Origin of the sequence: Klebsiella aerogenes, assembly GCA_029027985.1 — a bacterium.
GTDB lineage: Bacteria > Pseudomonadota > Gammaproteobacteria > Enterobacterales > Enterobacteriaceae > Klebsiella > Klebsiella aerogenes_A.
This window is the reverse complement of the sequence record CP119076.1, coordinates 3357407-3381525: the sequence shown is the minus strand read 5'-3', so window position 1 is coordinate 3381525 and position 24119 is coordinate 3357407. Positions and strand designations below refer to the sequence as shown.

General features: G+C 56.2%; 26 protein-coding genes and 1 riboswitch. Of the genes, 11 read left to right on the top strand and 15 right to left on the bottom strand.

The features are described 5' to 3' along the window. Window positions 1–72 precede the first annotated feature (72 nt). Window positions 73–978 (bottom strand): uridine diphosphate-N-acetylglucosamine-binding protein YvcK, encoded by a 906-nt coding sequence (gene yvcK, locus PYR66_16070; protein ID WEF26824.1) that lies wholly within the window; start codon window positions 976–978, stop codon window positions 73–75. A 208-nt stretch (window positions 979–1186) separates the two neighbouring features. Then, a riboswitch (molybdenum cofactor riboswitch) is annotated at window positions 1187–1324 on the top strand. Here yvcK and moaA point away from each other — a divergent pair. The 6 genes from moaA to PYR66_16040 all read left to right on the top strand — a co-directional run bounded on the left by moaA (window position 1312) and on the right by PYR66_16040 (window position 4773). Next, on the top strand, window positions 1312–2301 hold the full coding sequence (gene moaA / locus PYR66_16065) for a GTP 3',8-cyclase MoaA (GenBank protein ID WEF26823.1): 990 nt from the start codon (window positions 1312–1314) through the stop codon (window positions 2299–2301). It overlaps the preceding riboswitch by 13 nt. Window positions 2302–2324: 23 nt before the next feature. After that, window positions 2325–2837, top strand: a complete 513-nt coding sequence (moaB, locus tag PYR66_16060) for a molybdenum cofactor biosynthesis protein B (protein ID WEF26822.1) — start codon at window positions 2325–2327, stop codon at window positions 2835–2837. A 3-nt stretch (window positions 2838–2840) separates the two neighbouring features. Then, on the top strand, window positions 2841–3329 hold the full coding sequence (gene moaC, locus PYR66_16055) for a cyclic pyranopterin monophosphate synthase MoaC (protein WEF26821.1): 489 nt from the start codon (window positions 2841–2843) through the stop codon (window positions 3327–3329). Beyond that, the gene (moaD, locus tag PYR66_16050) at window positions 3322–3570 is read left to right on the top strand and encodes a molybdopterin synthase sulfur carrier subunit (protein ID WEF26820.1); all 249 of its coding nucleotides are present in this window, start codon (window positions 3322–3324) and stop codon (window positions 3568–3570) included. The genes moaC and moaD overlap by 8 nt, the downstream gene beginning before the upstream one ends. 1 nt (window position 3571) lies before the next feature. After that, complete coding sequence (moaE, locus tag PYR66_16045) at window positions 3572–4024, top strand: molybdopterin synthase catalytic subunit MoaE (protein WEF26819.1); 453 nt, start codon at window positions 3572–3574, stop codon at window positions 4022–4024. A 44-nt stretch (window positions 4025–4068) separates the two neighbouring features. After that, a complete protein-coding gene (locus tag PYR66_16040; GenBank protein WEF26818.1) occupies window positions 4069–4773 on the top strand; it encodes a Bax inhibitor-1/YccA family protein in 705 nt (234 codons plus the stop codon). A gap of 211 nt (window positions 4774–4984) precedes the next feature. Here PYR66_16040 and clsB read toward each other — a convergent pair whose 3' ends face one another. Further along, window positions 4985–6220 carry a cardiolipin synthase ClsB gene (clsB, locus tag PYR66_16035; protein WEF26817.1) on the bottom strand — a complete coding sequence of 412 codons (1236 nt, stop codon included), beginning with the start codon at window positions 6218–6220 and terminating at the stop codon, window positions 4985–4987. A 282-nt stretch (window positions 6221–6502) separates the two neighbouring features. On the opposite strand from clsB, the gene PYR66_16030 reads away from it, so the two are divergent. Continuing rightward, complete coding sequence (locus tag PYR66_16030) at window positions 6503–6913, top strand: YbhQ family protein (protein WEF26816.1); 411 nt, start codon at window positions 6503–6505, stop codon at window positions 6911–6913. Here the strand turns inward: PYR66_16030 and PYR66_16025 are convergent. The 5 genes from PYR66_16025 to cecR form a co-directional block, all read right to left on the bottom strand. Further along, a complete protein-coding gene (locus PYR66_16025) occupies window positions 6875–7981 on the bottom strand; it encodes an ABC transporter permease (GenBank protein ID WEF26815.1) in 1107 nt (368 codons plus the stop codon). The genes PYR66_16030 and PYR66_16025 overlap by 39 nt on opposite strands. A 127-nt stretch (window positions 7982–8108) precedes the next feature. Next, the gene (locus PYR66_16020; GenBank protein WEF26814.1) at window positions 8109–9242 is read right to left on the bottom strand and encodes an ABC transporter permease; all 1134 of its coding nucleotides are present in this window, start codon (window positions 9240–9242) and stop codon (window positions 8109–8111) included. After that, window positions 9232–10971: an ATP-binding cassette domain-containing protein gene (locus PYR66_16015; GenBank protein WEF26813.1), complete on the bottom strand. Its 1740-nt coding sequence runs from the start codon at window positions 10969–10971 to the stop codon at window positions 9232–9234. Before PYR66_16015 ends, PYR66_16020 begins: the two co-directional genes overlap by 11 nt. Beyond that, window positions 10964–11959, bottom strand: a complete 996-nt coding sequence (gene hlyD / locus PYR66_16010) for a secretion protein HlyD (GenBank protein WEF26812.1) — start codon at window positions 11957–11959, stop codon at window positions 10964–10966. The genes PYR66_16015 and hlyD overlap by 8 nt, the downstream gene beginning before the upstream one ends. Further along, window positions 11956–12633, bottom strand: a complete 678-nt coding sequence (cecR, locus tag PYR66_16005) for a transcriptional regulator CecR (GenBank protein WEF26811.1) — start codon at window positions 12631–12633, stop codon at window positions 11956–11958. The genes hlyD and cecR overlap by 4 nt, the downstream gene beginning before the upstream one ends. A 258-nt stretch (window positions 12634–12891) precedes the next feature. Here cecR and rhlE point away from each other — a divergent pair, with 258 nt between their 5' ends. From rhlE to ybiB, 3 genes are all read left to right on the top strand, one after another. Next, on the top strand, window positions 12892–14232 hold the full coding sequence (gene rhlE / locus PYR66_16000; protein ID WEF26810.1) for an ATP-dependent RNA helicase RhlE: 1341 nt from the start codon (window positions 12892–12894) through the stop codon (window positions 14230–14232). 197 nt (window positions 14233–14429) lie between these two features. After that, window positions 14430–16574, top strand: coding sequence for an ATP-dependent DNA helicase DinG (gene dinG / locus PYR66_15995; GenBank protein WEF26809.1), 2145 nt, complete (start codon window positions 14430–14432; stop codon window positions 16572–16574). A gap of 50 nt (window positions 16575–16624) precedes the next feature. Further along, entirely contained in the window at window positions 16625–17593 is a 969-nt protein-coding gene (gene ybiB, locus PYR66_15990; protein ID WEF26808.1) for a DNA-binding protein YbiB, read from the top strand. Window positions 17594–17694: 101 nt separating this feature from the next. On the opposite strand, the gene ybiJ is transcribed toward ybiB, so the two are convergent. The 4 genes from ybiJ to PYR66_15970 form a co-directional block, all read right to left on the bottom strand. Beyond that, window positions 17695–17955, bottom strand: coding sequence for a DUF1471 family protein YbiJ (gene ybiJ / locus PYR66_15985; protein ID WEF26807.1), 261 nt, complete (start codon window positions 17953–17955; stop codon window positions 17695–17697). A gap of 283 nt (window positions 17956–18238) precedes the next feature. Next, window positions 18239–18505, bottom strand: coding sequence for a DksA/TraR family C4-type zinc finger protein (locus tag PYR66_15980; protein ID WEF26806.1), 267 nt, complete (start codon window positions 18503–18505; stop codon window positions 18239–18241). Between the two features lie 118 nt (window positions 18506–18623). Next, window positions 18624–18887, bottom strand: a complete 264-nt coding sequence (locus PYR66_15975; protein ID WEF26805.1) for a DUF1471 domain-containing protein — start codon at window positions 18885–18887, stop codon at window positions 18624–18626. A gap of 161 nt (window positions 18888–19048) precedes the next feature. Continuing rightward, a complete protein-coding gene (locus tag PYR66_15970) occupies window positions 19049–19663 on the bottom strand; it encodes a flavin reductase family protein (protein WEF30475.1) in 615 nt (204 codons plus the stop codon). Window positions 19664–19760: 97 nt separating this feature from the next. Here PYR66_15970 and rlmF point away from each other — a divergent pair, with 97 nt between their 5' ends. Beyond that, window positions 19761–20675 carry a 23S rRNA (adenine(1618)-N(6))-methyltransferase RlmF gene (rlmF, locus tag PYR66_15965; protein ID WEF26804.1) on the top strand — a complete coding sequence of 305 codons (915 nt, stop codon included), beginning with the start codon at window positions 19761–19763 and terminating at the stop codon, window positions 20673–20675. 115 nt (window positions 20676–20790) lie between these two features. Here rlmF and glnQ read toward each other — a convergent pair whose 3' ends face one another. The 4 genes from glnQ to dps form a co-directional block, all read right to left on the bottom strand. Further along, window positions 20791–21513 carry a glutamine ABC transporter ATP-binding protein GlnQ gene (gene glnQ / locus PYR66_15960; protein WEF26803.1) on the bottom strand — a complete coding sequence of 241 codons (723 nt, stop codon included), beginning with the start codon at window positions 21511–21513 and terminating at the stop codon, window positions 20791–20793. After that, window positions 21510–22169: a glutamine ABC transporter permease GlnP gene (gene glnP / locus PYR66_15955; GenBank protein ID WEF26802.1), complete on the bottom strand. Its 660-nt coding sequence runs from the start codon at window positions 22167–22169 to the stop codon at window positions 21510–21512. The genes glnQ and glnP overlap by 4 nt, the downstream gene beginning before the upstream one ends. 127 nt (window positions 22170–22296) lie before the next feature. Then, window positions 22297–23043, bottom strand: a complete 747-nt coding sequence (glnH, locus tag PYR66_15950) for a glutamine ABC transporter substrate-binding protein GlnH (protein ID WEF26801.1) — start codon at window positions 23041–23043, stop codon at window positions 22297–22299. Between the two features lie 391 nt (window positions 23044–23434). Next, window positions 23435–23938: a DNA starvation/stationary phase protection protein Dps gene (dps, locus tag PYR66_15945; protein WEF26800.1), complete on the bottom strand. Its 504-nt coding sequence runs from the start codon at window positions 23936–23938 to the stop codon at window positions 23435–23437. Window positions 23939–24119: the final 181 nt, after the last annotated feature.

Here is a 24119-nt window from a genome sequence, read left to right as displayed (position 1 = left end):
CGTTTTATTTTAAGACAACCTTAAGATTTTAATCTGAAGGGGAGTGCCGGTAAAAAAGCGATTGCCTGAACGTTAGCCCAGTGCCTGAATCGCCTGTTCCAGCGCCTGGCGGAGCAGGGCGCGGTCATGGCGGTAGGTGACGTCGCTGGCATCCAGCGCGGTCTGGATAACCAGGCGCGTTTCCATCCCCTGAACTTCGGCTTTTGGCCCGACAATGGCGGCATCAATCACCCGTTTACCGACGTAATGCTCCATAATTTCGATTCTGTCCGCCAGCGTCAAATTGGCCGCCGGGCTATGTTCCTTGCCGAGGTTATCGATAAACACCATTGGCGCTGGGGTGCGTCGCAGCGCTTGCGCCATTTCATCGAGTAGCAGAATGGGCAGTAGGCTGGTGTAGAAACTGCCTGGGCCAATCAGAATGAGATCGGCTTCGGCGATAGCCTCGACAGCCTCGCGGGTCGCCGGGACCGGCGGGGTGAGCATCAGTTCCTGTGGAACATGATCCAACTGATCAATATTCACTTCGCCATAAACTTCATGACCTTCATGATCGAGAGCCATCAGATCGACCGGTTGTTCTGACATAGGGATCAGGAAAGCATCGACTTTAAGGAGATTTCTGATCAGATTAATGGCTTCTAAAGGGCGTACGCTCAGGTGATCCAGCGCCTTTAACATTAAATTTCCGAGGTTATGCCCGGAAAGCTCGCCATTACCGCCAAAACGGTACTCAAACATCGCGGAAGCGACGCTGGGTTCGGCGATTAATTGGTTAATGCAGTTGCGCATATCTCCCCAGGCAATGCCGCCTTCCGAGCGGCGAATGCGCCCCGTTGAACCGCCGTTATCAGTGGTGGTCACAATGCCGGTCAGGCGCGAGCCGAGCGAAGAGAGTGACGACATCACCCGACCCAGACCGTGGCCTCCGCCGAGAGCGACTACGCGGTCCAAATCGGCGAAAGTGCGATTGCGCATACGAATTCCTTCTGTTCAATATTCGGGTTGAGCGTAGCGGATCTACCCCTAAAAGATAATGCCCGGTTTCCGTCAAACTGACCGATATCAATGTAAAAGTGTGATTTTTGGCTATTCTGTATCGAAAATGCAAGATATTAGCGATATATACACGATTATATAACGAAAATGAAAATGGCGAAACCACCGTTAACGCGCTACTATCGGCATAACCCGTTAACACTCTAGCCTTTGTGCCTGTGTCGCAAGATATGGTGCTCTGGCCGCGACGGCATCGCCGTCGCCAGGGCGTGGAAAGAAATTACCACGCCTCCCGTACTTGGAAAGGTGTATATGGCCTCACAGCTTACTGATGCTTTTGCGCGTAAGTTTTATTACTTGCGCCTGTCGATTACCGACGTGTGTAACTTTCGTTGCACCTACTGCCTGCCGGACGGCTACAAGCCCGGTGCCGTGACGAACAAAGGTTTCCTGAGCGTGGACGAAGTGCGCCGCGTAACGCGCGCCTTTTCTGCCCTTGGCACGGAAAAAGTCCGCCTCACCGGCGGCGAGCCCTCTTTACGTCGCGATTTTACTGAAATTATTGCCGCCGTGCGGGAAAACAACGCCATTCGTCAGATTGCGGTCACCACTAACGGTTATCGTCTGGCGCGCGATGTCGAACGCTGGCGCGATGCCGGACTGACGGCGATTAACGTCAGCGTCGATAGCCTCGACGCCCGTCAATTCCATGCCATCACCGGTCAGGATAAGTTTCAGCAGGTGATGGACGGTATTGATGCCGCCTTTGCCGCAGGCTTTGAAAAGGTGAAGGTCAACACCGTGCTAATGCGCGACGTGAACCATCACCAGCTTGATACCTTCCTTGCGTGGATCAAACCGCGTCGTATTCAACTGCGTTTTATTGAGCTAATGGAAACCGGCGAGGGCAGCGATCTGTTCCGCCGCCATCATATCTCCGGCATGGTGCTGCGCGACGAACTGCTGCGTCGCGGCTGGATCCACCAGATCCGCCAGCGTAGCGATGGCCCGGCACAGGTCTTTTGTCATCCGGATTACGCCGGCGAGATCGGCTTAATCATGCCGTATGAGAAAGACTTCTGCGCCACCTGTAACCGTCTGCGCGTTTCCTCCATCGGCAAACTGCATTTGTGTCTGTTTGGCGAAGGCGGCGTAGACCTGCGCGACCTGATGGCCGAAGACCAGCAGCAGGCTGCGCTGGAAGCGCGGATCGCCGAAGCATTAACGCATAAAAAACAAACCCATTTCCTGCATCAGGGCAACACCGGTATCACGCAGAACCTGTCGTATATTGGCGGATAATCGTTTTCGAAAGGAGCATTCAGATGAGCCAGGCTAGCGCTGAGTTTATCCCGACCCGTATTGCTATTCTTACCGTTTCTAACCGCCGCGGCGAAGAGGATGATACCTCTGGCCATTGGCTGCGCGACGCGGCGCACGAGGCGGGGCACGTCCTCGTCGATAAGGCGATTGTGAAAGAGAACCGTTACGCGATTCGCGCCCAGGTATCGGCGTGGATTGCCAGTGATGATGTCCAGGTGGTGCTGATTACCGGCGGTACCGGTTTTACCGATGGCGATCAGGCGCCGGAAGCGCTGTTGCCGCTGTTTGACCGCGAAGTTGAAGGTTTTGGCGAGGTGTTCCGTATGCTCTCGTTTGAAGAGATCGGCACCTCGACGCTGCAATCCCGCGCCGTCGCTGGCGTCGCCAACCGCACGCTGATTTTCGCCATGCCGGGGTCGACTAAAGCCTGCCGTACTGCGTGGGAAAATATCATTGCTCCGCAGCTTGATGCACGCACCCGTCCGTGCAACTTCATTCCTCATCTGAAGAACTAATTTATGTCACAACTGACCCATATTAACGCCGCGGGCGAAGCCCATATGGTTGATGTCTCCGGTAAAGCGGAAACGGTGCGCGAGGCACGCGCCGAGGCGTACGTCGAAATGCAGGCAACGACGCTTGCCATGATTATCGACGGCAGCCACCACAAGGGCGACGTCTTCGCCACCGCGCGCATCGCCGGGATTCAGGCGGCGAAACGTACCTGGGAGCTGATCCCGCTGTGTCATCCGCTGATGCTTAGCAAAGTGGAAGTGAATCTGCAGGCGCAGCCGGAGCATAACCGCGTGCGTATTGAGTCACTCTGTCGCCTGACCGGTAAAACCGGCGTGGAAATGGAAGCGCTGACCGCCGCCTCCGTCACCGCGCTGACCATTTACGACATGTGCAAAGCGGTACAGAAAGATATGGTTATTGGCCCGGTGCGTTTGCTGGCGAAAAGCGGCGGTAAGTCCGGCGATTTTAAGGTGGATGACGCTCATGATTAACGTCCTGTTTTTTGCCCAGGTGCGCGAACTGGTCGGCACTGATGCCCTGACGCTCGATGCCAGCGAACTGCCGACCGTCGAAGCCGTGCGCCAACAGCTTGTCGCCCGCGGCGACCGCTGGGCGCTGGCGCTGGAAGAGGGCAAGTTGTTGGCGGCAGTCAACCAGACGCTGACGTCATTTGATCATCCGGTCGTTAATGGCGATGAAGTGGCGTTCTTCCCGCCGGTTACGGGGGGCTAAGATGACGCAAACCCGTATCGTGGTGAGTTCGGCGCGCTTTCGCGTCGGCGATGAGTATCCATGGCTGGCCGAGCGCGATGAAGACGGCGCGGTGGTGACCTTCACCGGTAAGGTGCGCAATCACAATCTTGGCGATAGCGTGAAGGCGTTGACTCTGGAGCACTATCAGGGCATGACCGAGAAGTCGCTGGCGGAAATCGTCGAACTGGCGCGCGCACGCTGGCCGCTGGGGCGGGTGACCGTTATCCACCGTATCGGCGAAATGTGGCCGGGGGAAGAGATTGTGTTTGTCGGCGTCACCAGCGCCCACCGCAGCAGCGCCTTCGCCGCCGGAGAATTCATCATGGATTACCTGAAAACCCGCGCGCCGTTCTGGAAACGCGAGGCGACGCCGGAAGGCGAACGCTGGGTTGATGCTCGCGATAGCGATCATCAGGCGGCAGAGCGCTGGTAGTGTGATACGCTTACTGAGAGAAACTTGTTAATCAGGAGATAGTCATGGACAGATTCCCCCGTTCAGATTCGATTGTTCAGGGTCGCAGCGGCCTGCAGACCTACATGGCGCAGGTTTACGGCTGGATGACGGTCGGGCTGCTGTTGACTGCGTTTATCGCGTGGTTTGCCGCGAATACCCCGGCAGTCATGATGTTCGTCTTTTCGAGCAAAATTACTTTCTTCGGGCTGATCATTGCCCAACTGGCGCTGGTGTTTGTGCTGTCCGGAATGGTGCAGCGACTGAGCGCGGGTATGGCAACTACGCTATTTATGCTCTATTCGGCGCTGACCGGGCTGACTTTATCGAGCATCTTTATCGTTTATACGTATTCGTCGATCGCCAGTACCTTTGTGGTCGCCGGTGGGATGTTCGGGGCGATGAGCCTGTATGGCTATACCACCAAGCGCGACCTGAGCGGCTTTGGCAGCATGCTGTTTATGGGGCTGATTGGTATCGTGCTGGCATCGTTGGTTAACCTGTGGCTGAAGAGCGAGGCGCTGATGTGGGCCGTTACCTACATTGGGGTGCTGGTGTTTGTCGGCCTTACCGCTTACGACACCCAAAAACTGAAGAACATCGGCGAGCAGATCGATACCCGTGATACCGCTAATCTGCGTAAGTACTCGATTCTCGGCGCATTAACGCTGTATCTGGACTTCATCAACCTGTTCCTGATGCTGCTGCGTATCTTAGGCAACCGCCGCTAATCATCATCCTATCGCGCCGGGTGGCGGCTTCGCCTTACGGTGGCCTCAAAATCCCCGGTGGCGCTACCGCTTGCCGGGGCTACAGCACTGTGCGATTTGGCAGCCCGGACAAGGCGCAATGCGCCGCCTCCGGGAAAATCCCTGGCCGCCTTTTCCCGTGCCGAAATCGTTGCAAACCGATAACAGCATCGGCAACACGACGCCTATTACTTTATCCCTGATTTTGCGGTTCTACCCGATCCTGGGTTTCCATTTCCGGCTGCACCGGCGGGTTGACTCTGGCTAACTGTGGAGTATGGGCTGGCAGCCAGCCAACCCACGCCGGGAAGTGACGCAGAAAATGGAAGGCCAACACGCTCACCCCCAACCGCCACCAGTGGCGTTTCGGCAGCATCGATTTCTCTATCCGCAGGCAATCCCTGGCGATAAGCCCGTTGAGGTTATCACGCAGCGTCTGGTTGAACTCGCGGTCGTGGATAATCAGATTGGCTTCAAGGTTCAGCGACAAACTCAGCGGGTCGAGATTGCTTGAACCTACCGTCGCCCAGTGGTCGTCAGCCAGCGCCACCTTGCCATGCAGCGGACGGCGGCGGTACTCGAATATTTGTACGCCGCCCTTAATAAGATAGTGGTACAGCAGGTGAGCACCGAATTTCACAATCGGGATATCCGGCTCACCCTGGACGATCAGCTTCACCCGCACGCCGCGCCGGGCGGCATTGCGCATCGCATGCAGCAGACGGTAGCCGGGAAAGAAGTAGGCGTTGGCGATGATGACTTCCCGGCGGGCGCTGGTCAGCATCTTCAGGTAATGGCGCTCGATATCGTCGCGGTGTTCGTGGTTATCCCGCCAGACGAACAAAGCCTGCGCTTCGCCGGGGGCATGGTTGATCGCCGGTTGATGCCGACGGCGGCGCCACCAGCGGCGAGCGGCTTTGCTGTCCGGCAGATTTTCAAGCTCGAATTGGAGGATGTCGAGCACTACTGGCCCTTCAACCTGCACGGCATAATCCTGCTTCGCCTCCGGGCCGTAATCGCTCATATGCTCAGCGGAGTAGTTGATCCCGCCGACGAAGGCGACGGCGTCGTCAATGACCACAACTTTACGATGCATGCGGCGGAACAGGTTGGTGCGCATGCCGAGGAGCCTGGGGCGCGGGTCGTAGTAGCGGAAGATGACGCCAGCGGTGGTGAGTTCGCCCACAAAACGCTCACTGAGATCCGCCGAGCCGTAACCATCAAGCAGCACTTCTACCTGGATGCCGCGGCGGGCGGCGTTCAGCAGCACCGTATGTAGCTGCCAGCCGACGTCATCTTCAAACCAGATAAAGGATTCGAGGATCAGCTTGCGCTGCGCGCGTGCGACGGCGGCAAACAGCGCCGGATAATACTGGTCGCCGTTCTCCAGTAATGTAATACGATTGCCTTCCTGCCAGCGACATTTCACAGCGGTCACTCCATGCTCAAGGGCGCGCGCAGATGCCGCGAACGGCTGCGCGTCATGTACGTAACATAAAACGTCGATGACGTACGGTAAAGCATTTACAAGGGGATGTTGTCAGCACGTTCAACGATATTCGCGACGTTTTTTCGACTATGATTCTTCAGCGTATGTCACTTTCCTGAATAAAATAGTGTAGTAGACGTCACAAAAAGATGCGGTGATACGGAATTTTCCGTAAAGTGCGGTACTCTGAGTAGCAGAGAAAAATCCTTCAGGAGAGAAGCCATGAAGTGGCAACAACGTGTACGCGTCACAACTGGCCTCAGTTGCTGGCAGATTATGTTGCATCTACTGGTCGTGGCAGTACTGGTGATGGGTTGGATGAGTGGCGCGTTGGTGCGCGTCGGATTAGGGCTGTGCGTACTGTACGGTGTCACGCTGCTGGCGATGCTGTTTTTACAGCGTCATCACGAAGAGCGCTGGCGTGATGTGGGAGACTTCCTTGAGGAGCTCACCACAACATGGTACTTCGGCGCCGCCATGATAGTCCTTTGGCTGTTGTCGCGCGTGTTGCACAACAACGTGCTACTGGCCCTCGCCGGGCTGGTAATACTGGCAGGCCCGGCGGTGGTCTCGCTGCTGGCGAAAGATAAAAAACTACGCGATCTTTCTGCGGAACATCGCATACGCCGCTGAGCCGGTGGTGGCCGCTATGACCAATAGCGGCCACAAACTTCCCCACACAATCTTCAGACTCGCATCCTTCAGATAAATTTGCTTCGTGATATCGGTAAAATGACGGATTGGGTTTATCCAGGTGACATCCTGTAGCCATTGCGGCATGTTCTCTACCGGTGAAACGTAGCCGGAAAGCAGAATCGCCGGCATCATAAAGACGAACACGCCGATAAACGCTTGCTGCTGCGTTGAGCATAGCGACGAGATCAGTAGCCCAAACCCCACCAGTGACAAACCATAAATTACCATGGTGAAGTAGAACAACAGCAGCGAACCGGCAAATGGAATCTGATAGGCCCAGATACCAATCGCCAGCACAATCGTCGCTTGCAGGGTGGCGACAATCAGCGCGGGCACCGCTTTGCCAACAAAGATTTGCCAGGTAGCGAGCGGGGACACCAGCAGCTGATCGAGGGTGCCCTGTTCGCGTTCGCGGGCTACCGACAGCGAGGTGACGATCATCACCCCAATGGTGGTGATCATGGCGATCAGCGACGGCACCACGAACCACTTATAGTCCAGATTTGGGTTGTACCAGTTGCGTACTACCAGCTCGCTATTGTTCGGCTTTGCTTGACCTTCCAGCAGCTCCAACTGGTAATTTTTAACGATCTGCTGCAGATAGTTGGCGGCGATTTGCGCGCTATTGGAGTTGCGGCCATCGAGCAGTAGCTGTAGCGGGGCGGTTTGATAGTTGTCGAGATTGCGTGAGAAATCTTCCGGGAAGCGAACCAGCAGCAGCGCTTTCTGCTCGTCGAGGGTCGGCTGAATTTCCTGCGGGCTTTTCAGCAACAGAATGTGGGTAAACGCTTTGGCGCGGGCGAAACGCTGGGTGAGTTCTACCGCGTGGCGGCCGCTATCTTCGTTATAGATGGCGATAGTGGCATTGGTGACTTCAAGCGTTGCGGCAAAGGGAAACAGCAGCACCTGGATGAGCACTGGCATAATTAAAATTGCCCGCGTCTGCGGTTCACGCAGCAGCGACTGCAGCTCTTTACGGATTAACGTCCATAAGCGATGAAACATCTTATATTCTCTCTTTGTCATCCCCGAATTGCTTCCCCGGCTCGCGCTACGCTTAGCCGGGCTACCCAATCTGGCAGAAACGGTAGCCCGGGTAAGGCGATAGCCGCCACCCGGGAAACGCAACGTATTAATCCAGCCGCCGTTTGGTTTTCAGCCACGTCAGGCCGATGAACATCACCGCCGAGGCAATCAAAAACAGCACGTTTACCAGCAGCACCATCGGAATATTGCCCGCCAGAAATAGACTCTGCAGGGTGCTGACAAAATAACGCGCCGGAATCACATAGGTCACCGCGCGGATCACTGCTGGCATACTATCAATCTGGAAAATAAATCCGGATAGCATGATTGATGGCAGGAAGGCGGCATTGAGCGCTACTTGCGCGGCGTTAAACTGGTTGCGGGTGATGGTCGAGATCAGCAACCCCATCCCCAACGTACTGAGCAAAAACAGGCTGGTGATAACAAACAGAATTAGTAGCGAACCGCGGTAGGGAACGCCGAGAATAAACACCGACACCAGCATGCATAACAGCATCGCCAGCATACCGAGGAAGTAGTAGGGAATCAGCTTACACAGCAGCAGTTCGGCGCGGGTGATTTCGGTCGACAGCAGCGCTTCCATGGTGCCGCGCTCCCACTCGCGCGCCACCACCAGCGAGGTCAGAATCGCGCCGACGACGGTCATAATAATGGTAATCGCGCCGGGGATGATAAAGTGCTGGCTGATGGCCGCCGGGTTAAACCAGTAGCGCATCTGTACGTCGATAAGCGGCTCAAAGGTTTCGCCGCGGTCTTCCGCCCGCTGCTGCTGCCAGATTTGCCAGATCCCTTCTACGTAGCCCTGCGCGAAGTTGGCGGTATTAGGCTCGCTGCCGTCGGTAATCAGCTGGATTGGCGCGTCGGCGCCGGGGCGCGCCATCTGGCGATCAAAATCCACGGGGATCACCACCATGGCGCGGATACGCCCGGCCTGCATCATCTGAATCAGCTGCTGGCGATTATCGCTGACGGTGGCGTCAATATAGGGCGAGCCGGTCATGGTATGGACGAAATCCAGCGCCTCTTCGCTCTGCTGCTCCAGCAGTATGCCAACCCGCAGTTTGCTGGAGTCGAGGTTAATGCCGTAACCGAAGATAAACAACAACAGCAGCGGGATCACCACCGCGATGAGCCAACTGCTGGGATCGCGGACGATCTGCCGGGTTTCTTTCACGCACAGGGCGCGAACCCGTCGCCAGGAGAGGATGCTATTGCTCATGACCGTGCTCCTTATCCCACTGGTTAATCAGGGTAATGAACGCCTGTTCCATGGTGGGATCCTTCTGGCTATCATTCGCCGCCTGCGCCTTCAGTGCGTCCGGCGTACCGCTGGCGATCAGTTTGCCGTGATAGACCAGCCCGATGCGGTCGCAGTATTCCGCTTCATCCATAAAGTGGGTGGTAACCATCACCGTGACCCCTTTATCGACCATGCTGTTGATATGTAGCCAGAACTCGCGGCGGGTGAGTGGATCGACGCCGGAGGTCGGTTCATCGAGAAACAAAATGTCCGGCTCATGCATCAGCGAGCAGGCCAGCGCCAGCCGCTGTTTGTAGCCAAGCGGTAGCTCGTCGGCGGCGTGACGGGCAATACTTTTCAGGCCGAAGGCGTCGCTCATGCGCGCGATTTTTTCATTCTGCGCCTGGCCGCGCAGACCGTAGACGCCGGAGAAAAAGCGCAGGTTTTGCTCGACGCTGAGGTTGCCGTACAGCGAAAACTTTTGCGCCATATAGCCCAGATGCTGACGCGCTTTGCCAGAGCTGACTTTGAGATCCATGCCTAATACCAGCGCTTTGCCGGAGGTCGGTACCAGCAGGCCGCACATCATTTTGAAGGTCGTGGATTTGCCCGCGCCATTGGGGCCGAGCAGGCCGAAAATCTCGCCGCGTTTAACCTGGAAATCCACGTGATCGGTAGCGGCGAAATCACCGAATTTTTTGGTCAGCGACTGCGCCTCAATCACCGTTTGGTCCGTACTGCCATCAACGTGATGGATAATCGCGCCCAGCGGCGATTCGGCGGTTCCCGCGCCGCCTAACAGGTCGATAAACGCATCTTCAAAGCGCGGCGCGGTTTCGGCAATCTGCAACGGCGGCATATCGCTATGCTGCCGTACGGCATCAATGTGCGCTTCTTTTTTGAGGATCAGGCGTACCGATTTGCCCTGAATCACGCCATCGCTAATGTACGGTAGCTTTAGCGCCCGTTGCAGCAAGCGGCGGTTGTTTTCCTGTGAGCTGGAGACCAGAAAGCTGCGCCCGGCCATGGTTTGCGTCAGCGCCGTCGGCTCGCCCTGATAGAGCAATTTGCCTTCGTTCATCAGCAGCACGTCGCGGCACTGTTCGGCTTCATCGAGATAAGAGGTGCTCCACAGGATCAGCATGCCGTCGCCGGCCAACTCATGCACCATCTGCCACAGCTCGCGGCGTGAAATAGGGTCAACGCCGACGCCGGGTTCATCAAGCAATAGCACTTTCGGGTCGCCGACCAGCGTACAGGCGAGCCCCAGCTTCTGTTTCATACCGCCGGAGAGTTTACCCGCCAGCCGTCCGGTGAATGGCCCCAGGGAGGTGAATTCCAACAGACGTGCGAAAATTTTCTGCCGCGCCTCGCCGGTAACACTGCGCAAATCGGCATATAGCGTCAGGTTTTCCATCACCGTCAAATCTTCGTACAGGCCGAATTTTTGCGGCATATAGCCGAGCACCGCGTGTAACGCGCTGTCGTCCTTTAGCGGGTCAAAGCCGATGACGCTGGCGCTACCCTCATCGGGTTTGAGTAAACCGGCCAGCATCCGCATCAACGTCGTTTTGCCCGCGCCGTCAGGGCCGACCAGCCCGGTGACATAGCCGGGGCGAATCGTGCAGTTCAGCGGCGCGACCGCGGGCCTCTCCATGCCGGGAAAACGGCGGCTCAGGCCGTTTAGTGTAATCACGTCCTCAGTCATGTCCGCTTCCGTTGCTGAAAGAGACGGTGACCGGCATTCCCTGACGCAGTGCGCCGTCGGCGTCGGTCACGACGATGCGCAGACGATAGACAAGGTCGGTGCGTAGATCCGGTGTCTCAACGGTTTTCGGCGTGAATTCGGCGCTTGGCGAGACAAAACCGATTTTACCGTGATAGGGCTTATCCGGGCGGCTATCGGTATACAGCAATACTTCGCGCCCCGGCTGCGCCTGGCCGAGGTTTTTCTCGTCAACGTAAGCGCGCACCCAAACCGGGTGGGTTAACGACAGCGTGAGCACGGTACCACCGGCGCTCAGCATGGTGCCGGGCTCCACGGCGCGGGTCATCAGCGTGCCGTCGGAAGGTGCGGTCAGCACGGTATCGTGCAGATTCAGTTTGGCCTGCGCCAGCGCCGCCTGCGCCTGCTCAAGGCTGGCTTTTGCCTGCGCTATCTCCTGTGGACGATTACCGGCGCGATACTGACGCAGTTTATCCTGCGCCGATTTTAACGTGGCTTGCGCCTGGTCGCGTGAAGAACGGGCGTTTTCGAGGTCATTGGCGGAAATCGCGCTGCTGGCGCGCAGCCCGAGCTGGCGTTGATAAAAATTCTGCGCATAGTCGTAGGCGGCCTGCGCTTGATTAACCGCCGCGGCCGCCTGAGCAATTTCTTCGGCGCGGTAACCCGCCATCATCAAGTCGTACTGCGCCTGGGCGGTAGAGACGTTGGCCTGTGCCTGCTGCAGCGCATTTTCATACGGCGCCCGGTCGAGCTCGCCAAGGGTTTGTCCACGGTGAATGTCATCGCCTTCATCCACGTTCAATGTCGCCAGCCGCCCGCCGACGCGAAAGCTCATATTCACGGTGCGGATATCAACGTTGCCGTACAGCGTCAGCGCCTTCTGCTGGCTACTGTGGTACCACCACCAGCCGCCGCCGATCAGGGCGATCAGTATGACGACCAGTAGAACGACGATGACGGGTTTTTTCATGATCCCAGGCTCCTTTGCGCTAACCCTTGCAGAATGAAATCGATATGACAGGTAATGACCTGAAAAATTTGTTCGGTCTTTGGTTGGTCGAACTGCGTCCAGCCGGTACGCAGTAAAATGGTTTCTCGCCCAAGGCGGAAGGCCAGCACCTCGCCCAGCAGGGCGTGGGTGTGCAGAATCATCTGCGTGTCGTCGGCGTCGCACTCGGTCCAGGCGGCGATGAGCCGGGTTAAATAGCAGTGTAGCGGAGCGATGACCTGTTGATGAATAAGCTGGTAAGCCGCCGTGGGCGAAAGCTGCTCGCGCGAGATAAATTTGCTGAGGTTTACCGTGTCATCCTGAGTTAGCAGCAGGATCATATTGCGGCAGGCGCTCAGGATCAGGTCGCGAAGGGCAGGTTTGTCCGGTTTTGCTTGCGCCAGTAGGGCTTCTGCCGCTTCGGCGTGCGGGCGAAAATTCTCGCCGATAAAATCGGCGATCCACTGGGCGCAGGCAAGATATAAATCGTCTTTCGAACCAAAGTAATAGGTGATGGCGGCGATATTTTGCCCGGCCTGGGCGGCGATATCGCGGGTGGTGGCGTGCAGGCCGTATTCGCCGAACTGGGCGATGGCGGCGGCGATAAGCTGGCTTTTCGCCTGTTCGCCTTTGCTGGTGACGGAGGAGGTGTTCATCGCGCCCTAAAAATTAATCAATCGATTGATTAAGAATATGACCGATTCGCATATCTGTCCAGAATGATGAATACTGAGGTTATCGCAGCGCGGGCGAGCATTATTTTGCCGGTAAATCCTTCGGGGATATTTTATGTGGTTCGTCACAAAATCTGCTAGACTGCGCCCCTTCATGGCATTGTGGTTTTTGCCATCTCTATCGCAATAATCTCCCTGAAAACTACGCCCTTAAACGGGCCGGGGCGGTTCGGAGTTGTTATGTCTTTTGATTCCCTTGGCCTGAATCCCGATATCCTGCGCGCCGTTGCCGAGCAGGGCTACGTTGAGCCGACCCCTATCCAGCAGCAGGCGATTCCGGCCGTACTGCAGGGTCGCGATCTGATGGCCAGCGCTCAGACCGGTACCGGTAAGACTGCCGGTTTTACGCTGCCGCTGCTGCAGCGTCTGATTCAGAAAGAGCCTCACGCGAAGGGCCGTCGCCCGGTTCGCGCCCTGATCCTGACGCCGACCCGTGAACTGGCGGCGCAGGTGGGCGAGAACGTTCGTGACTACAGTAAATACCTGAATATTCGCTCGCTGGTGGTTTTCGGCGGCGTGAGCATCAACCCGCAGATGATGAAACTGCGCGGCGGCGTCGATATCCTCGTCGCAACCCCTGGCCGTCTGCTGGACCTCGAACATCAGAACGCGGTCAGCCTGGATAAAGTTGAAGTGCTGATCCTGGACGAAGCCGACCGCATGCTGGACATGGGCTTTATCCATGATATTCGCCGCGTGCTGGCTAAGCTGCCGCCGCGTCGCCAGAACCTGCTGTTCTCTGCGACCTTCTCTGACGAGATTAAAGCGCTGGCGGAAAAGCTGCTGCACAACCCGCTGGAGGTCGAAGTGGCGCGCCGCAATACCGCTTCCGAGCAGATCACCCAACACGTCCACTTTGTGGATAAAAAACGCAAGCGCGAACTGCTGTCGCAGATGATCGGCGAAGGCAACTGGCAGCAGGTGTTGGTCTTTACCCGTACTAAGCACGGCGCGAACCACCTGGCGGAGCAACTGAATAAAGACGGTATCCGCAGCGCCGCTATTCACGGCAACAAGAGCCAGGGCGCACGTACTCGCGCGCTGGCTGACTTTAAATCCGGCGGTATTCGCGTTCTGGTGGCGACTGATATCGCCGCTCGCGGCCTCGATATTGAAGAACTGCCGCACGTGGTCAACTATGAGCTGCCGAACGTACCGGAAGATTATGTTCACCGCATCGGCCGTACCGGCCGCGCGGCGGCGACTGGCGAAGCGCTGTCGCTGGTCTGCGTCGATGAGCACAAGTTGTTGCGTGACATCGAGCGCCTGCTGAAAAAAGAGATCCCGCGCATTGCCATTGCCGGCTACGAGCCGGATCCGTCGATTAAAGCGGAGCCGATTCAAAACGGCCGTCAGCAGCGTGGCGGCGGCGGTGGCCGCGGTCAAGGGCAGGGCCGTAGTGGCCAGGGCCGTAGTCAGCAGACTGCACCGCGTCGCCAGGATGGCGAAGCGGCGAAAGCGCGCACTCAGGACGGCAAACCGCCGCGCCGTCGCCGTCCGCGTAAACCTGCCGGCGAATAACTCGCCGATGCCTGAGCCGCCAGAAAGCGGTCAGGCATCGCCATGGCCCGTCTGTCGCTTGCGCGGCGGCGGGCCGTTTTTTTAGCTTTTCGCATCGCGATTTGTCGAGCACGCTTCCACCCTCAGTAGAAAGCAATACCTCCGGGCCAGCAAAAATGGCACAATAGTGGCTGTTTATACAGTATTCAGGTTTTCTCATGGCTTTGACCGCTGCGCTAAAAGCGCAAATCGCCGCCTGGTATAAGGCGCTTCAGGAACAGATTCCGGACTTTATCCCCCGAGCCCCGCAGCGGCAGATGATTGCCGATGTCGCGAAAACGCTCGCCGGGGAGGAAGGGAGACATCTGGCTATCGAAGCGCCGACCGGCGTCGGTAAAACGCTGTCATACCTGATCCCCGGGATCGCCATTGCCCGTGAGGAACAAAAAACGCTGGTGGTCAGTACCGCCAACGTCGCTCTGCAGGATCAAATTTACAGTAAAGACTTACCGCTGCTGCGCAAGATTATTCCCGATCTGCGCTTTACCGCCGCCTTTGGCCGCGGGCGCTACGTTTGCCCACGCAATCTGGCGGCGCTGGCCAGCACCGAGGCGACGCAGCAGGACCTGCTGGCGTTCCTTGATGACGATCTGACGCCGAAAAACCAGGCTGAACAAAAGCTGTGCGCGGCGCTGAAAACCGATCTCGACGGTTATAAGTGGGACGGCCTGCGCGACCATACCGATAAGGCTATTGATGATGCGCTGTGGGGGCGTCTGAGCACCGATAAAGCCAGCTGCCTCAACCGTAACTGCCATTACTACCGCGAATGCCCGTTCTTTGTCGCGCGGCGGGAAATTCAGGAAGCGGAAGTGGTGGTGGCGAACCATGCGCTGGTGATGGCGGCGATGGAGAGCGAAGCGGTGTTGCCGGAACCGAAAAACCTGCTGCTGGTGCTTGACGAAGGCCACCATCTGCCGGACGTCGCCCGCGACGCCTTAGAGATGAGTGCTGAGATAACCGCGCCCTGGTACCGACTACAATTGGATCTGTTCAGCAAGCTGGTGGCGACCTGCATGGAGCAGTTCCGCCCGAAGACGACGCCGCCGCTGGCCAACCCCGAACGTCTCAATGAGCACTGTGAGGAACTGTATGAACTTATCGCCTCGCTGAACAATATTCTCAATCTGTATATGCCTGCGGCTGAGGAAGCGGAACATCGCTTTCCAATGGGCGAACTGCCGCAGGAGCTGATGGATATTTGCCAGCGGCTGGCCAAGCTCACCGAAATGCTGCGCGGGCTGGCGGAGCTGTTTCTTAACGATCTCAGCGAAAAGACTGGCAGCCATGATGTGGTGCGTCTGCACCGCGTGCTGTTGCAGATGAACCGGGCGCTCGGCATGTTTGAAAGCCAAAGCAAGCTGTGGCGGCTGGCGTCGCTGGCGCAATCCTCCGGCGCGCCGGTGACCAAATGGGCGACCCGCGACGTCCGCGACGGCCAAATGCATATCTGGTTTCACTGCGTCGGTATTCGCGTCAGCGACCAGCTCGAACGCCTGTTGTGGCGCAGCGTGCCGCATATTGTGGTGACCTCGGCGACCTTGCGTTCGCTAAATAGTTTCTCGCGTCTGCAGGAGATGAGCGGCCTGAAGGAGAAAGCGGGCGATCGCTTCGTGGCGCTGGATTCCCCGTTCAACCATGTCGAGCAAGGTAAAATTATTATTCCGCAGATGCGCTACGAGCCGCTGATCGACAACGAAGAGCAGCATATCGCCGAAATGGCGGCTTTTTTCCGCGAGCAGGTAGAGAGCAAAAAGCACCTCGGCATGCTGGTGCTGTTTGCCAGCGGGCGGGCGATGCAGCGCTTCCTGGAACATGTCACCGACCTACGCTTACTGCTGCTGGTCCAGGGCGACCAGCCGCGCTACCGGCTGGTGGAGCTACATCGCAAACGCGTGGCAGGCGGCGAGCGCAGCGTGCTGGTCGGCTTGCAGTCCTTTGCTGAAGGATTGGATTTGAAAGGCGAACTGCTAAGCCAGGTACATATCCATAAAATCGCCTTCCCGCCGATCGACAGCCCGGTGGTGATCACCGAGGGCGAATGGCTGAAAAGCCTGAACCGCTATCCTTTTGAGGTGCAAAGCCTGCCGAGCGCCTCTTTCAACCTGATTCAACAGGTTGGGCGCCTGATTCGTAGCCATCAGTGCTGGGGGGAAGTCATTATTTACGATAAACGGTTGCTGACTAAAAATTATGGCGCGCGCTTGTTAAAGGCGTTACCGGTATTTCCAATAGAGCAGCCGGGCGTTCCCGAGGTTATAGTAAAAAGCAAAGCAAAACCGACGCGTCGCCGACGCCGCTAAGTACAAACGCGGTCCGGTCGGCGGAGCAAACCGCAGGAGGGAGCAAGTCGATGGATTACACCAAAATCATCAAAGAAGTCGGGCGAGGAAAAAATCATGCTCGCGATCTGGATTTAGCAACGGCCCGCGCGCTCTATACGCGGATGCTAAACGGCGAGGTGGACGATCTGGAATTGGGCGGGATCCTCATCGCGCTGCGTATTAAGGGCGAAGGCGAAGCCGAAATGCAGGGCTTCTATGAGGCGATGCAGCTGCAGACTATCCGTCTGACGCCGCCTGCGGCAAAACCAATGCCTATTGTGATCCCCAGCTATAACGGTGCGCGTAAGCAGGCCAACCTGACGCCGCTGCTGGCGGTTCTGCTGCATAAACTGGGTTTCCCGGTGGTGGTTCACGGGGTGAGTCATGATCCTACCCGCGTTCTGACGGAAACCATCTTTGAGATGATGGAGATCCCGGCCACGGCCCATGCCGGGCAGGCTCAGGCGCGCCTCGATGGCCATGAACCGGTGTATATTCCGGTCGGCGCGTTATGTCCGCCGTTGGAGAAACAGTTGGCGTTACGCTGGCGGATGGGCGTGCGCAATAGCGCGCATACCCTGGCCAAGCTGGCGACGCCGTTCGCCGAAGATGCCGCGCTGCGTCTGTCGAGCGTCTCACATCCGGAATATGTGGGTAAGGTCGCGAAGTTCTTTACTGAAATCGGCGGCCGGGCGCTGCTGATGCACGGCACCGAAGGCGAAGTCTATGCCAACCCGCTGCGTTGTCCGCAAATCAATCTGATCGATGCGATGGGGACGAGAGTGCTGCATGAACGAGCGGAAGATAATCTGCAGGAAAAGGTAACACTGCCGGAATCAAAAGATCCTGAAACCACCGCGCGTTGGATTGAACGTTGCGTGAGCGGCGGCGAGCCTATCCCGCAGTCGCTGAAAATCCAGTTGGCGTGCTGTCTGACGGCGACTGGCCAGACAACATCGCTTGCCAATGGTCTGGCGCAGGTTGCCGAACGCTGGTAAACAGGCAAAAAAAAGCCCGTCCGGTGGCTCGGACGGGCAAACAAGGGTATTTAAAGGTCTTTTCAGGGTTAATTCAGTGGCATTTCAGGGTGTTGTTGCGATTATTTATAGATAACCGCGGTACCGCTAACTTTGTTGTTGGTGTTAGCGGAGGTGATGCTATAGCCAGTTGCGCCAGCAGCATCTGCTTTAGCAGCCAGTTTGGCTTCCAGACCATCCAGAGTCGTTGCGCCTTCAGCGGAAACGACACCGATTTTATTCATGCTTTCTGCCTGTGCCGGAGTTACCGGCTGAGCGGCGAATGCGCCGAAGGACAGAGCGGAAAGGGCGATTGCAGCGGCAGCATATTTAATGTTTTTCATAATTAATCTCTCGCAGTGTGTTCTGTAGGGGACGATGTTCCGTCGATGTGATAAGTATCACGTTTTTTGCCGCGAGATAAAATCGAAGGAAATTCACAGTCTCAATCGAATTTTTTGAATGATGAATAATTTATTGAATATTAATAAATTATTTTTCGCACTCGAAGAGTATGAAGCGCAAACTTATTGCCATGGCAACTAATGGCACATTTTGCCACTTTTTTCACCAGAAAACGTGCGCGAAAAGATAACGCAATCGGCGGTAATGAACGGTAAAGGAAGGTCAGCGTAGCTGGCTATCTTTGGAACCGCGGCGATTATATCCTGAATATGTATTGTTGTGTAAATCTTTATCCTGTTGGCATTTCACGCAGTATTTGACCCCGGCAATCGCCTTGCGCCGTGCCTCGGGAATCGGCTCTCCGCATTCTTCACAAAATTTGTTGCTTTCACCACTTGGCAGCTCGCTACGGGCACGGGCGACAGCATCGTTTACCGTGCTGTCGATTTGATCCTGTACAGCTCCATCGTTTGCCCAACCTGACGCCATGATGCGCTCCTCATTTCATTTCTCAATATAGAGTATAGAAAATATGGGGGCGAAAAATGACCAGGCAAGGCGCCGACAGGATAGATTCCCGAGTCGCCGCGTCGTTTTTTAGGGGGCGTTACTTATACAGTATCGCGCTGCCCATCAATTTATTACCGCCGCCAGCGGCGTTAATTCGCCAGGCGAGGGCGCCCTGCTGGTGGGCTTTTTCCGCCAGCTGAGCCTGTAGATCATCCAGAGTGCTGGCGCCGGAAGCCGAAACGGAACCTGAGGGGCGCAGCGGGCCTGTTGCCGCGGGAGTATTTGTAGGCATGTCGGCCAGGGCATGGAAGGAGAGGGCGGCAAGTGCGATAAAGACCAGCGAGAGCAGAGATGTTTTCATCGGCATATCCTCATTAACAGCATGGGACATACCTTAAGTTTAGGCCGTTGCGCGAAGAACAGCAGGATAAAAATGGAGGGCAAACAATGACTTTTTTGCCCTTATGGTCATGCTGATGTTATCCAGACATGGCTCATGCTCAGCACGCCGGGATTTGCTGGTTAGCGTGCGTCCGGGCGAGTCAGATCGAAGCGCTGGCTTTCATCAATGCTGTAGTAAGCGGTTGGCCCGCCGGCGCGTAAAATCGGCTGGGCTTTGGCGGTTTGGTAGATGCCGTTTTCCAGTAGCGATTCATCAATATGTACGGCGACCACTTCACCCAACACTAACCAGGTGTCAATGGCATCGCCGCTGGCGCTGGTGAGCTGGATACACTGCGACAGGCGACATTCGAAGTTGACCGGGCTCTCCGCCACTCTTGGGGCGCTGACGATCCGGCCTGGCGCAGCGGTTAACCCGGCGCGCAGGAATTCATCTTCATGGCGCGGGAGGCTGGCGGAGGTCTCGTTCATCGCTTCCGCCAACGGACGAGTAGCCAGATTCCAGACGAACTCTTTGGTTTCAACAATATTCTGCACGCTATCTTTCCAGCCGGTGCTGGAAAAACCGATAATGGGTGGACGATAGTTAAAACAGTTAAAGAAGCTATAGGGCGCCAGATTGCGTTGCCCTGCGGCATCCAGCGAGGCGATCCAGCCGATGGGGCGCGGCCCGACGATGGCGTTAAGCGGGTCGTGAGGCAGGCCGTGGCCTTCTGCAGGTTGGTAGAAGTACATAGTGCACCAGAAACCGAAATAAGAAGATATCCAGACTCCCTTATTTACCGCGCCGCCGTCAACGGGTATCTTACGCGGCTGTTGAAAGGAGATTGCCATGAAAGCCGAGAAACCGGGGTTGCACCCGCGTAACCGTCATCACCAACGCTATGATTTGCAAGCGCTTTGCCTGACTCATCCTGAGCTGCAAAGCTACATCACCCTAAATCCGGTAGGTGAGCAAACCATTGACTTTGCTAATCCACTGGCGGTGAAGGCGCTGAATAAGGCGCTGTTGGCGCATTTTTACGCGGTTAAACACTGGGATATTCCGGACGGTTTCCTGTGCCCGCCGGTACCGGGGCGCGCTGACTACATCCACCATCTGGCCGACCTGCTGGCGCAGGATAGCGGCGAAATCCCGAAAAATGCCACCATTCTTGATATCGGTACCGGCGCGAACTGTATCTACCCGCTGATTGGTGCGCATGAGTACGGTTGGCGCTTTACCGGCAGTGAAGTGAATCCGGAAGCCTTTGCTAGCGCACAGGCGATTATTAATGGCAATCCAGGGCTGACGCGGCAGATTCGTCTGCGTCGCCAGAAAGAGGGACAGGCGATTTTCACCGGGATTATTCATAAGAATGAAACCTATGATGCCACCCTGTGCAACCCGCCATTCCACGACTCTGCCGCCAGCGCGCGAGCCGGGGGCGAGCGTAAGCGCCGCAATTTGGGGCTAGGTGAAGACAGCGTGCTGAACTTCGGCGGCCAGCAGCAGGAGCTGTGGTGCGAGGGAGGCGAAGTGGCCTTTATTTCGCAAATGATCCGTGAAAGCCAGCAGTTCGGCCGTCAGGTCAAATGGTTCACCTCGCTGGTTTCTCGCGGCGATAACCTGCCGCCGTTGTATCGCCTGTTGACTGAGGTGGGCGCGGTGAAGGTGGTAAAAAAAGAGATGGCGCAGGGGCAAAAACAGAGCCGCTTTATTGCCTGGAGCTTTATGGATGATGCTAAGCGCCGTCGTCCGTTTTAAGTTCCCGCGGTCGTCTCTGCCGCATTTCAAACCGGCATGTGTCGAAAGGGATGGGGACAGGACAGGGAAATGGGGCTGGAAAGCGGCTCTCCCCGCGAAGGGAGAGCCGGGCATATCAGGCAACGTGCTGTAGGAACTCGCGCAGACGCGGGCTTGGCGGGTTTTTGACCAGAACCTGCGGATCGCCGTCTTCAGCAATGCGGCCTTTGTCGATAAAGATCAGCCGTGACGCCACTTTTTCGGCAAAACCGATTTCGTGAGTGACGATGACCATCGTCATCCCTTCTTCGGCCAGGTCCTGCATTACCTTCAGCACTTCGTGGCGCAGTTCCGGGTCGAGCGCCGAAGTCGGCTCATCGAACAGCATCATTTTCGGTTTTACCGCCAGCGCACGGGCGATGGCGACGCGCTGCTGCTGGCCGCCGGAGAGCTCGGAAGGGTAGTGGTGCGCGCGCTCCGCGAGCCCTACTTTCTCCAGCAGCTCTTTCGCCAGCGTTTCCGCTGCCGCCTTTGACGCGCCGCGCACGCGCAGCGGGCCGAACATGACGTTTTCCAGCGCCGTCAGGTGCGGGAACAAATAGAACTGCTGGAATACCATTCCGGCTTCCTGGCGAATTAAGCGCTCGTCAACCTTCGGGTCGTTAACCTTCAGACCATCGACGATAAGGTCGCCGCTGGTGATCTCTTCCAACTTGTTAATGCAGCGCAGCAGGGTGGATTTCCCTGAACCAGATGGCCCGATGATGACCACCACTTCGCCTTTGTTGATCTTCAGATCGATATCGTGCAGCACCTTGGTCTGGCCAAAGTGTTTGGAAACGTTTTTAAATTCAATCACAGGATTTTCATCCTTCTTTCAAGACGACGCAGAATAAAGCTCAACACCAGGGTGATGATCAGGTAGATGACGGCAACGGCGCTCCAGATTTCCAGCGCGCGGAAGTTACCGGCAATGATCTCCTGGCCCTGACGGGTCAGCTCGGCGACGCCGATCACGATAAAGAGCGACGTATCTTTAATGCTGATAATCCACTGGTTGCCCAGCGGCGGCAGCATGCGGCGCAGCGCCAGCGGCAGGATCACGTGACGGATGGTCTCACGGCGCGAGAGGCCCAGAGCCAGACCCGCTTCGCGGAAGCCTTTGTGGATTGACAGCACCGCGCCGCGGGTGATTTCCGCGATATAGGCGCCAGAGTTGATCATGATAGTCACGACCGCGGCGGTAAACGGGTCGATGCGCAAATCGCTAAATGCCATCGGCAGCGCGAAGTAAATGAACATGACCTGCACCACAATCGGCGTGCCGCGGATGATTTCAATAAATACCAGCGCAACGTGGTTGGCTATCCAGCCGCCGAAGCAGCGGGCGAAGCCGGCCAGCAGGCCGATGATTAAGCCGCCAACCAGGCCGAGGACCGAAATCCACAGCGTCATTTTGGCGCCTTCCAGTAAAATAGGAATGGCGGGCCAGATGGCACTCCAGTCAAACTGCATAATGTCTTCCTGTTACTGTTACCGTGGTGAAAAGCAGAGAACTGCCTCTGCGAATACGGCGCCGGGGTTGATACCCTGGCGCCGTGGAACCCCACGGCGCGTTAACCGCGAGGAGAAGGCCTAATTATTATTTTGGTTCAGTACCGAACCATTTTTTGTAAATTTCGTTGTAAGTGCCGTTTTCACGCAGTGTTTTCAGCGCGCCGTTCACTTTTTCACGCAATTCGTCGCTGCCTTTCGGGAAGGCGATACCGTAGCTCTGCGCTTCCAGTGATTCGCCTACCGCTTTGAACTTGCCCTGACCGGCGGTTTTGATGAAGTACAGGATGTTCGGCGTGTCGTGCAGTACGGCGTCGGCGCGGCGGGTACCCAGTTCCATATAGGCATTATCGATGTTCGGGAACTGACGCAGGTCCTTGGTTTTGATATTGGCTTTCGCGTAATCAACCGAACCGGTGCCGCTCTTCACCGCCACCACTTTGCCGTTCAGATCTTTCACATCTTTGATGTCGTTGTTATCCGCGTTAACCATCACCAGCAGGCCGCTTTTGTAGTAACCGTCGGAGAAGTCGATCGCTTTTTTACGCTCGTCGGTAATGGTGATCCCCGCCAGCGCCAGATCGATGTTTTTGGTCTGCAGCGCGGGAATAATGCCGCTGAAGTCCATCGGCTTCAGGGTGTAATCCAGCTTCAGCTCTTTGGCGATCGCGGCCCACAGGTCAATATCGAAGCCAACGTATTGATCGCCTTGCTTAAATTCAAATGGAACAAATGCCGTATCGGTGGCGACCACCAGTTTTTTATCTGCGGCGTGAGATGAAACCGCAAAAGCCAGGGTCAGTGCAGCCAGTGAAACTTTTAATACAGACTTCATAGCATTTCCTTTTTTATCCACGGGACGAGCCCCTGCGAGAACATGTAGCCTAATGAAAAAATCGTGCCAGTTTTACAAGCTGTTGTTTTTCAACAGATGCCTTTACACCGCTTGCACAATTTCGGTTATTCAGTATGGCAAACGCACCGTAGTGGGGCGTCATTTTGGTGCGTTATGAACGCGGTGTATAACCAGAGCATTTTTAACGCAAACCCTGATGGGAAAACAATCTTGCTGTAACGATTGTGTGAGGTGATTATTACAATTGATTTACTTTAGTACGCATTATGTACAATGATGTGCACCAAAAGAGGGCGATTTATGCGGACAAGGGAGTGGAACAGGTGGGAGAACGAAAAAGCCGCCAGCAGGCGCTGACGGCATCGGGGGCTTACTCGATATTCGCTTCGATGAACCACAGGAATTTATCCAGGTCGCGAGAGGCTGCGGTAAAGATATCGGCGGTGTCTTCATCTTTCGCTTCGCTGATGGCTTTACGCACATCGTTGGCCACGATGGCATAACGCTCAGCCAGCTCTTTCAGGTGATCCTGAACGTTGTGAATGTCCAGTGGGTAGCTTTTCAGCGGGCTTTTGCTGTTGATGACCTGAGTGGTGCCCAGGGCGACGCCGCCTAACTGTACGGCGCGTTCAGCCATTGTATCAAGGTGATCGGTGAGTGCAGTGCGGAAGCCATCCAGCATTTCATGAACGGCGATAAAGTTAGCACCGCGCATATTCCAGTGAGCCTGTTTAGTTATCAGCGACAGGTCGATGAACTGGATCACCTGGCGATTGAGCAGCTCAACGGTGGCTTTCTTCTCGTTGTCTGCGACATCGTTACGGGTATAGAGCAGGTTAGACGCTTTAGTTTTAACCAGTTTTGCGGTACTCATAGTTTCATATCCTCTTGATATTGATACTCGTCATACTTCAAATTTGAATTATGTAGAGCGTTTGTCCCAAATGACTTCGGCACTAATTATAGCAAGGGATAGGAGGGGAGAGGCATCGGTAGTCCATATCAGTCCGATAGCGCAGATCGGCTGGTTATTTTAAAAGTATAGGTAAATCAAA

Coding starts and splice junctions, on each gene's coding strand:
- rlmF (WEF26804.1), top strand. CDS start 19,761: ATGAAAGCCGAGAAACCGGGGTTGCACCCGCGTAACCGTCATCACCAA.
- moaC (WEF26821.1), top strand. CDS start 2,841: ATGTCACAACTGACCCATATTAACGCCGCGGGCGAAGCCCATATGGTT.
- dps (WEF26800.1), bottom strand. CDS start 23,938: ATGAGTACCGCAAAACTGGTTAAAACTAAAGCGTCTAACCTGCTCTAT.
- PYR66_15975 (WEF26805.1), bottom strand. CDS start 18,887: ATGAAAACATCTCTGCTCTCGCTGGTCTTTATCGCACTTGCCGCCCTC.
- PYR66_16020 (WEF26814.1), bottom strand. CDS start 9,242: ATGAGCAATAGCATCCTCTCCTGGCGACGGGTTCGCGCCCTGTGCGTG.
- PYR66_16030 (WEF26816.1), top strand. CDS start 6,503: ATGAAGTGGCAACAACGTGTACGCGTCACAACTGGCCTCAGTTGCTGG.
- ybiJ (WEF26807.1), bottom strand. CDS start 17,955: ATGAAAAACATTAAATATGCTGCCGCTGCAATCGCCCTTTCCGCTCTG.
- rhlE (WEF26810.1), top strand. CDS start 12,892: ATGTCTTTTGATTCCCTTGGCCTGAATCCCGATATCCTGCGCGCCGTT.
- yvcK (WEF26824.1), bottom strand. CDS start 978: ATGCGCAATCGCACTTTCGCCGATTTGGACCGCGTAGTCGCTCTCGGC.
- moaB (WEF26822.1), top strand. CDS start 2,325: ATGAGCCAGGCTAGCGCTGAGTTTATCCCGACCCGTATTGCTATTCTT.
- moaE (WEF26819.1), top strand. CDS start 3,572: ATGACGCAAACCCGTATCGTGGTGAGTTCGGCGCGCTTTCGCGTCGGC.
- glnH (WEF26801.1), bottom strand. CDS start 23,043: ATGAAGTCTGTATTAAAAGTTTCACTGGCTGCACTGACCCTGGCTTTT.
- cecR (WEF26811.1), bottom strand. CDS start 12,633: ATGAACACCTCCTCCGTCACCAGCAAAGGCGAACAGGCGAAAAGCCAG.
- PYR66_15970 (WEF30475.1), bottom strand. CDS start 19,663: ATGTACTTCTACCAACCTGCAGAAGGCCACGGCCTGCCTCACGACCCG.
- moaA (WEF26823.1), top strand. CDS start 1,312: ATGGCCTCACAGCTTACTGATGCTTTTGCGCGTAAGTTTTATTACTTG.
- dinG (WEF26809.1), top strand. CDS start 14,430: ATGGCTTTGACCGCTGCGCTAAAAGCGCAAATCGCCGCCTGGTATAAG.
- moaD (WEF26820.1), top strand. CDS start 3,322: ATGATTAACGTCCTGTTTTTTGCCCAGGTGCGCGAACTGGTCGGCACT.
- PYR66_16015 (WEF26813.1), bottom strand. CDS start 10,971: ATGACTGAGGACGTGATTACACTAAACGGCCTGAGCCGCCGTTTTCCC.
- PYR66_16025 (WEF26815.1), bottom strand. CDS start 7,981: ATGTTTCATCGCTTATGGACGTTAATCCGTAAAGAGCTGCAGTCGCTG.
- PYR66_15980 (WEF26806.1), bottom strand. CDS start 18,505: ATGGCGTCAGGTTGGGCAAACGATGGAGCTGTACAGGATCAAATCGAC.
- hlyD (WEF26812.1), bottom strand. CDS start 11,959: ATGAAAAAACCCGTCATCGTCGTTCTACTGGTCGTCATACTGATCGCC.
- glnP (WEF26802.1), bottom strand. CDS start 22,169: ATGCAGTTTGACTGGAGTGCCATCTGGCCCGCCATTCCTATTTTACTG.
- PYR66_16040 (WEF26818.1), top strand. CDS start 4,069: ATGGACAGATTCCCCCGTTCAGATTCGATTGTTCAGGGTCGCAGCGGC.
- ybiB (WEF26808.1), top strand. CDS start 16,625: ATGGATTACACCAAAATCATCAAAGAAGTCGGGCGAGGAAAAAATCAT.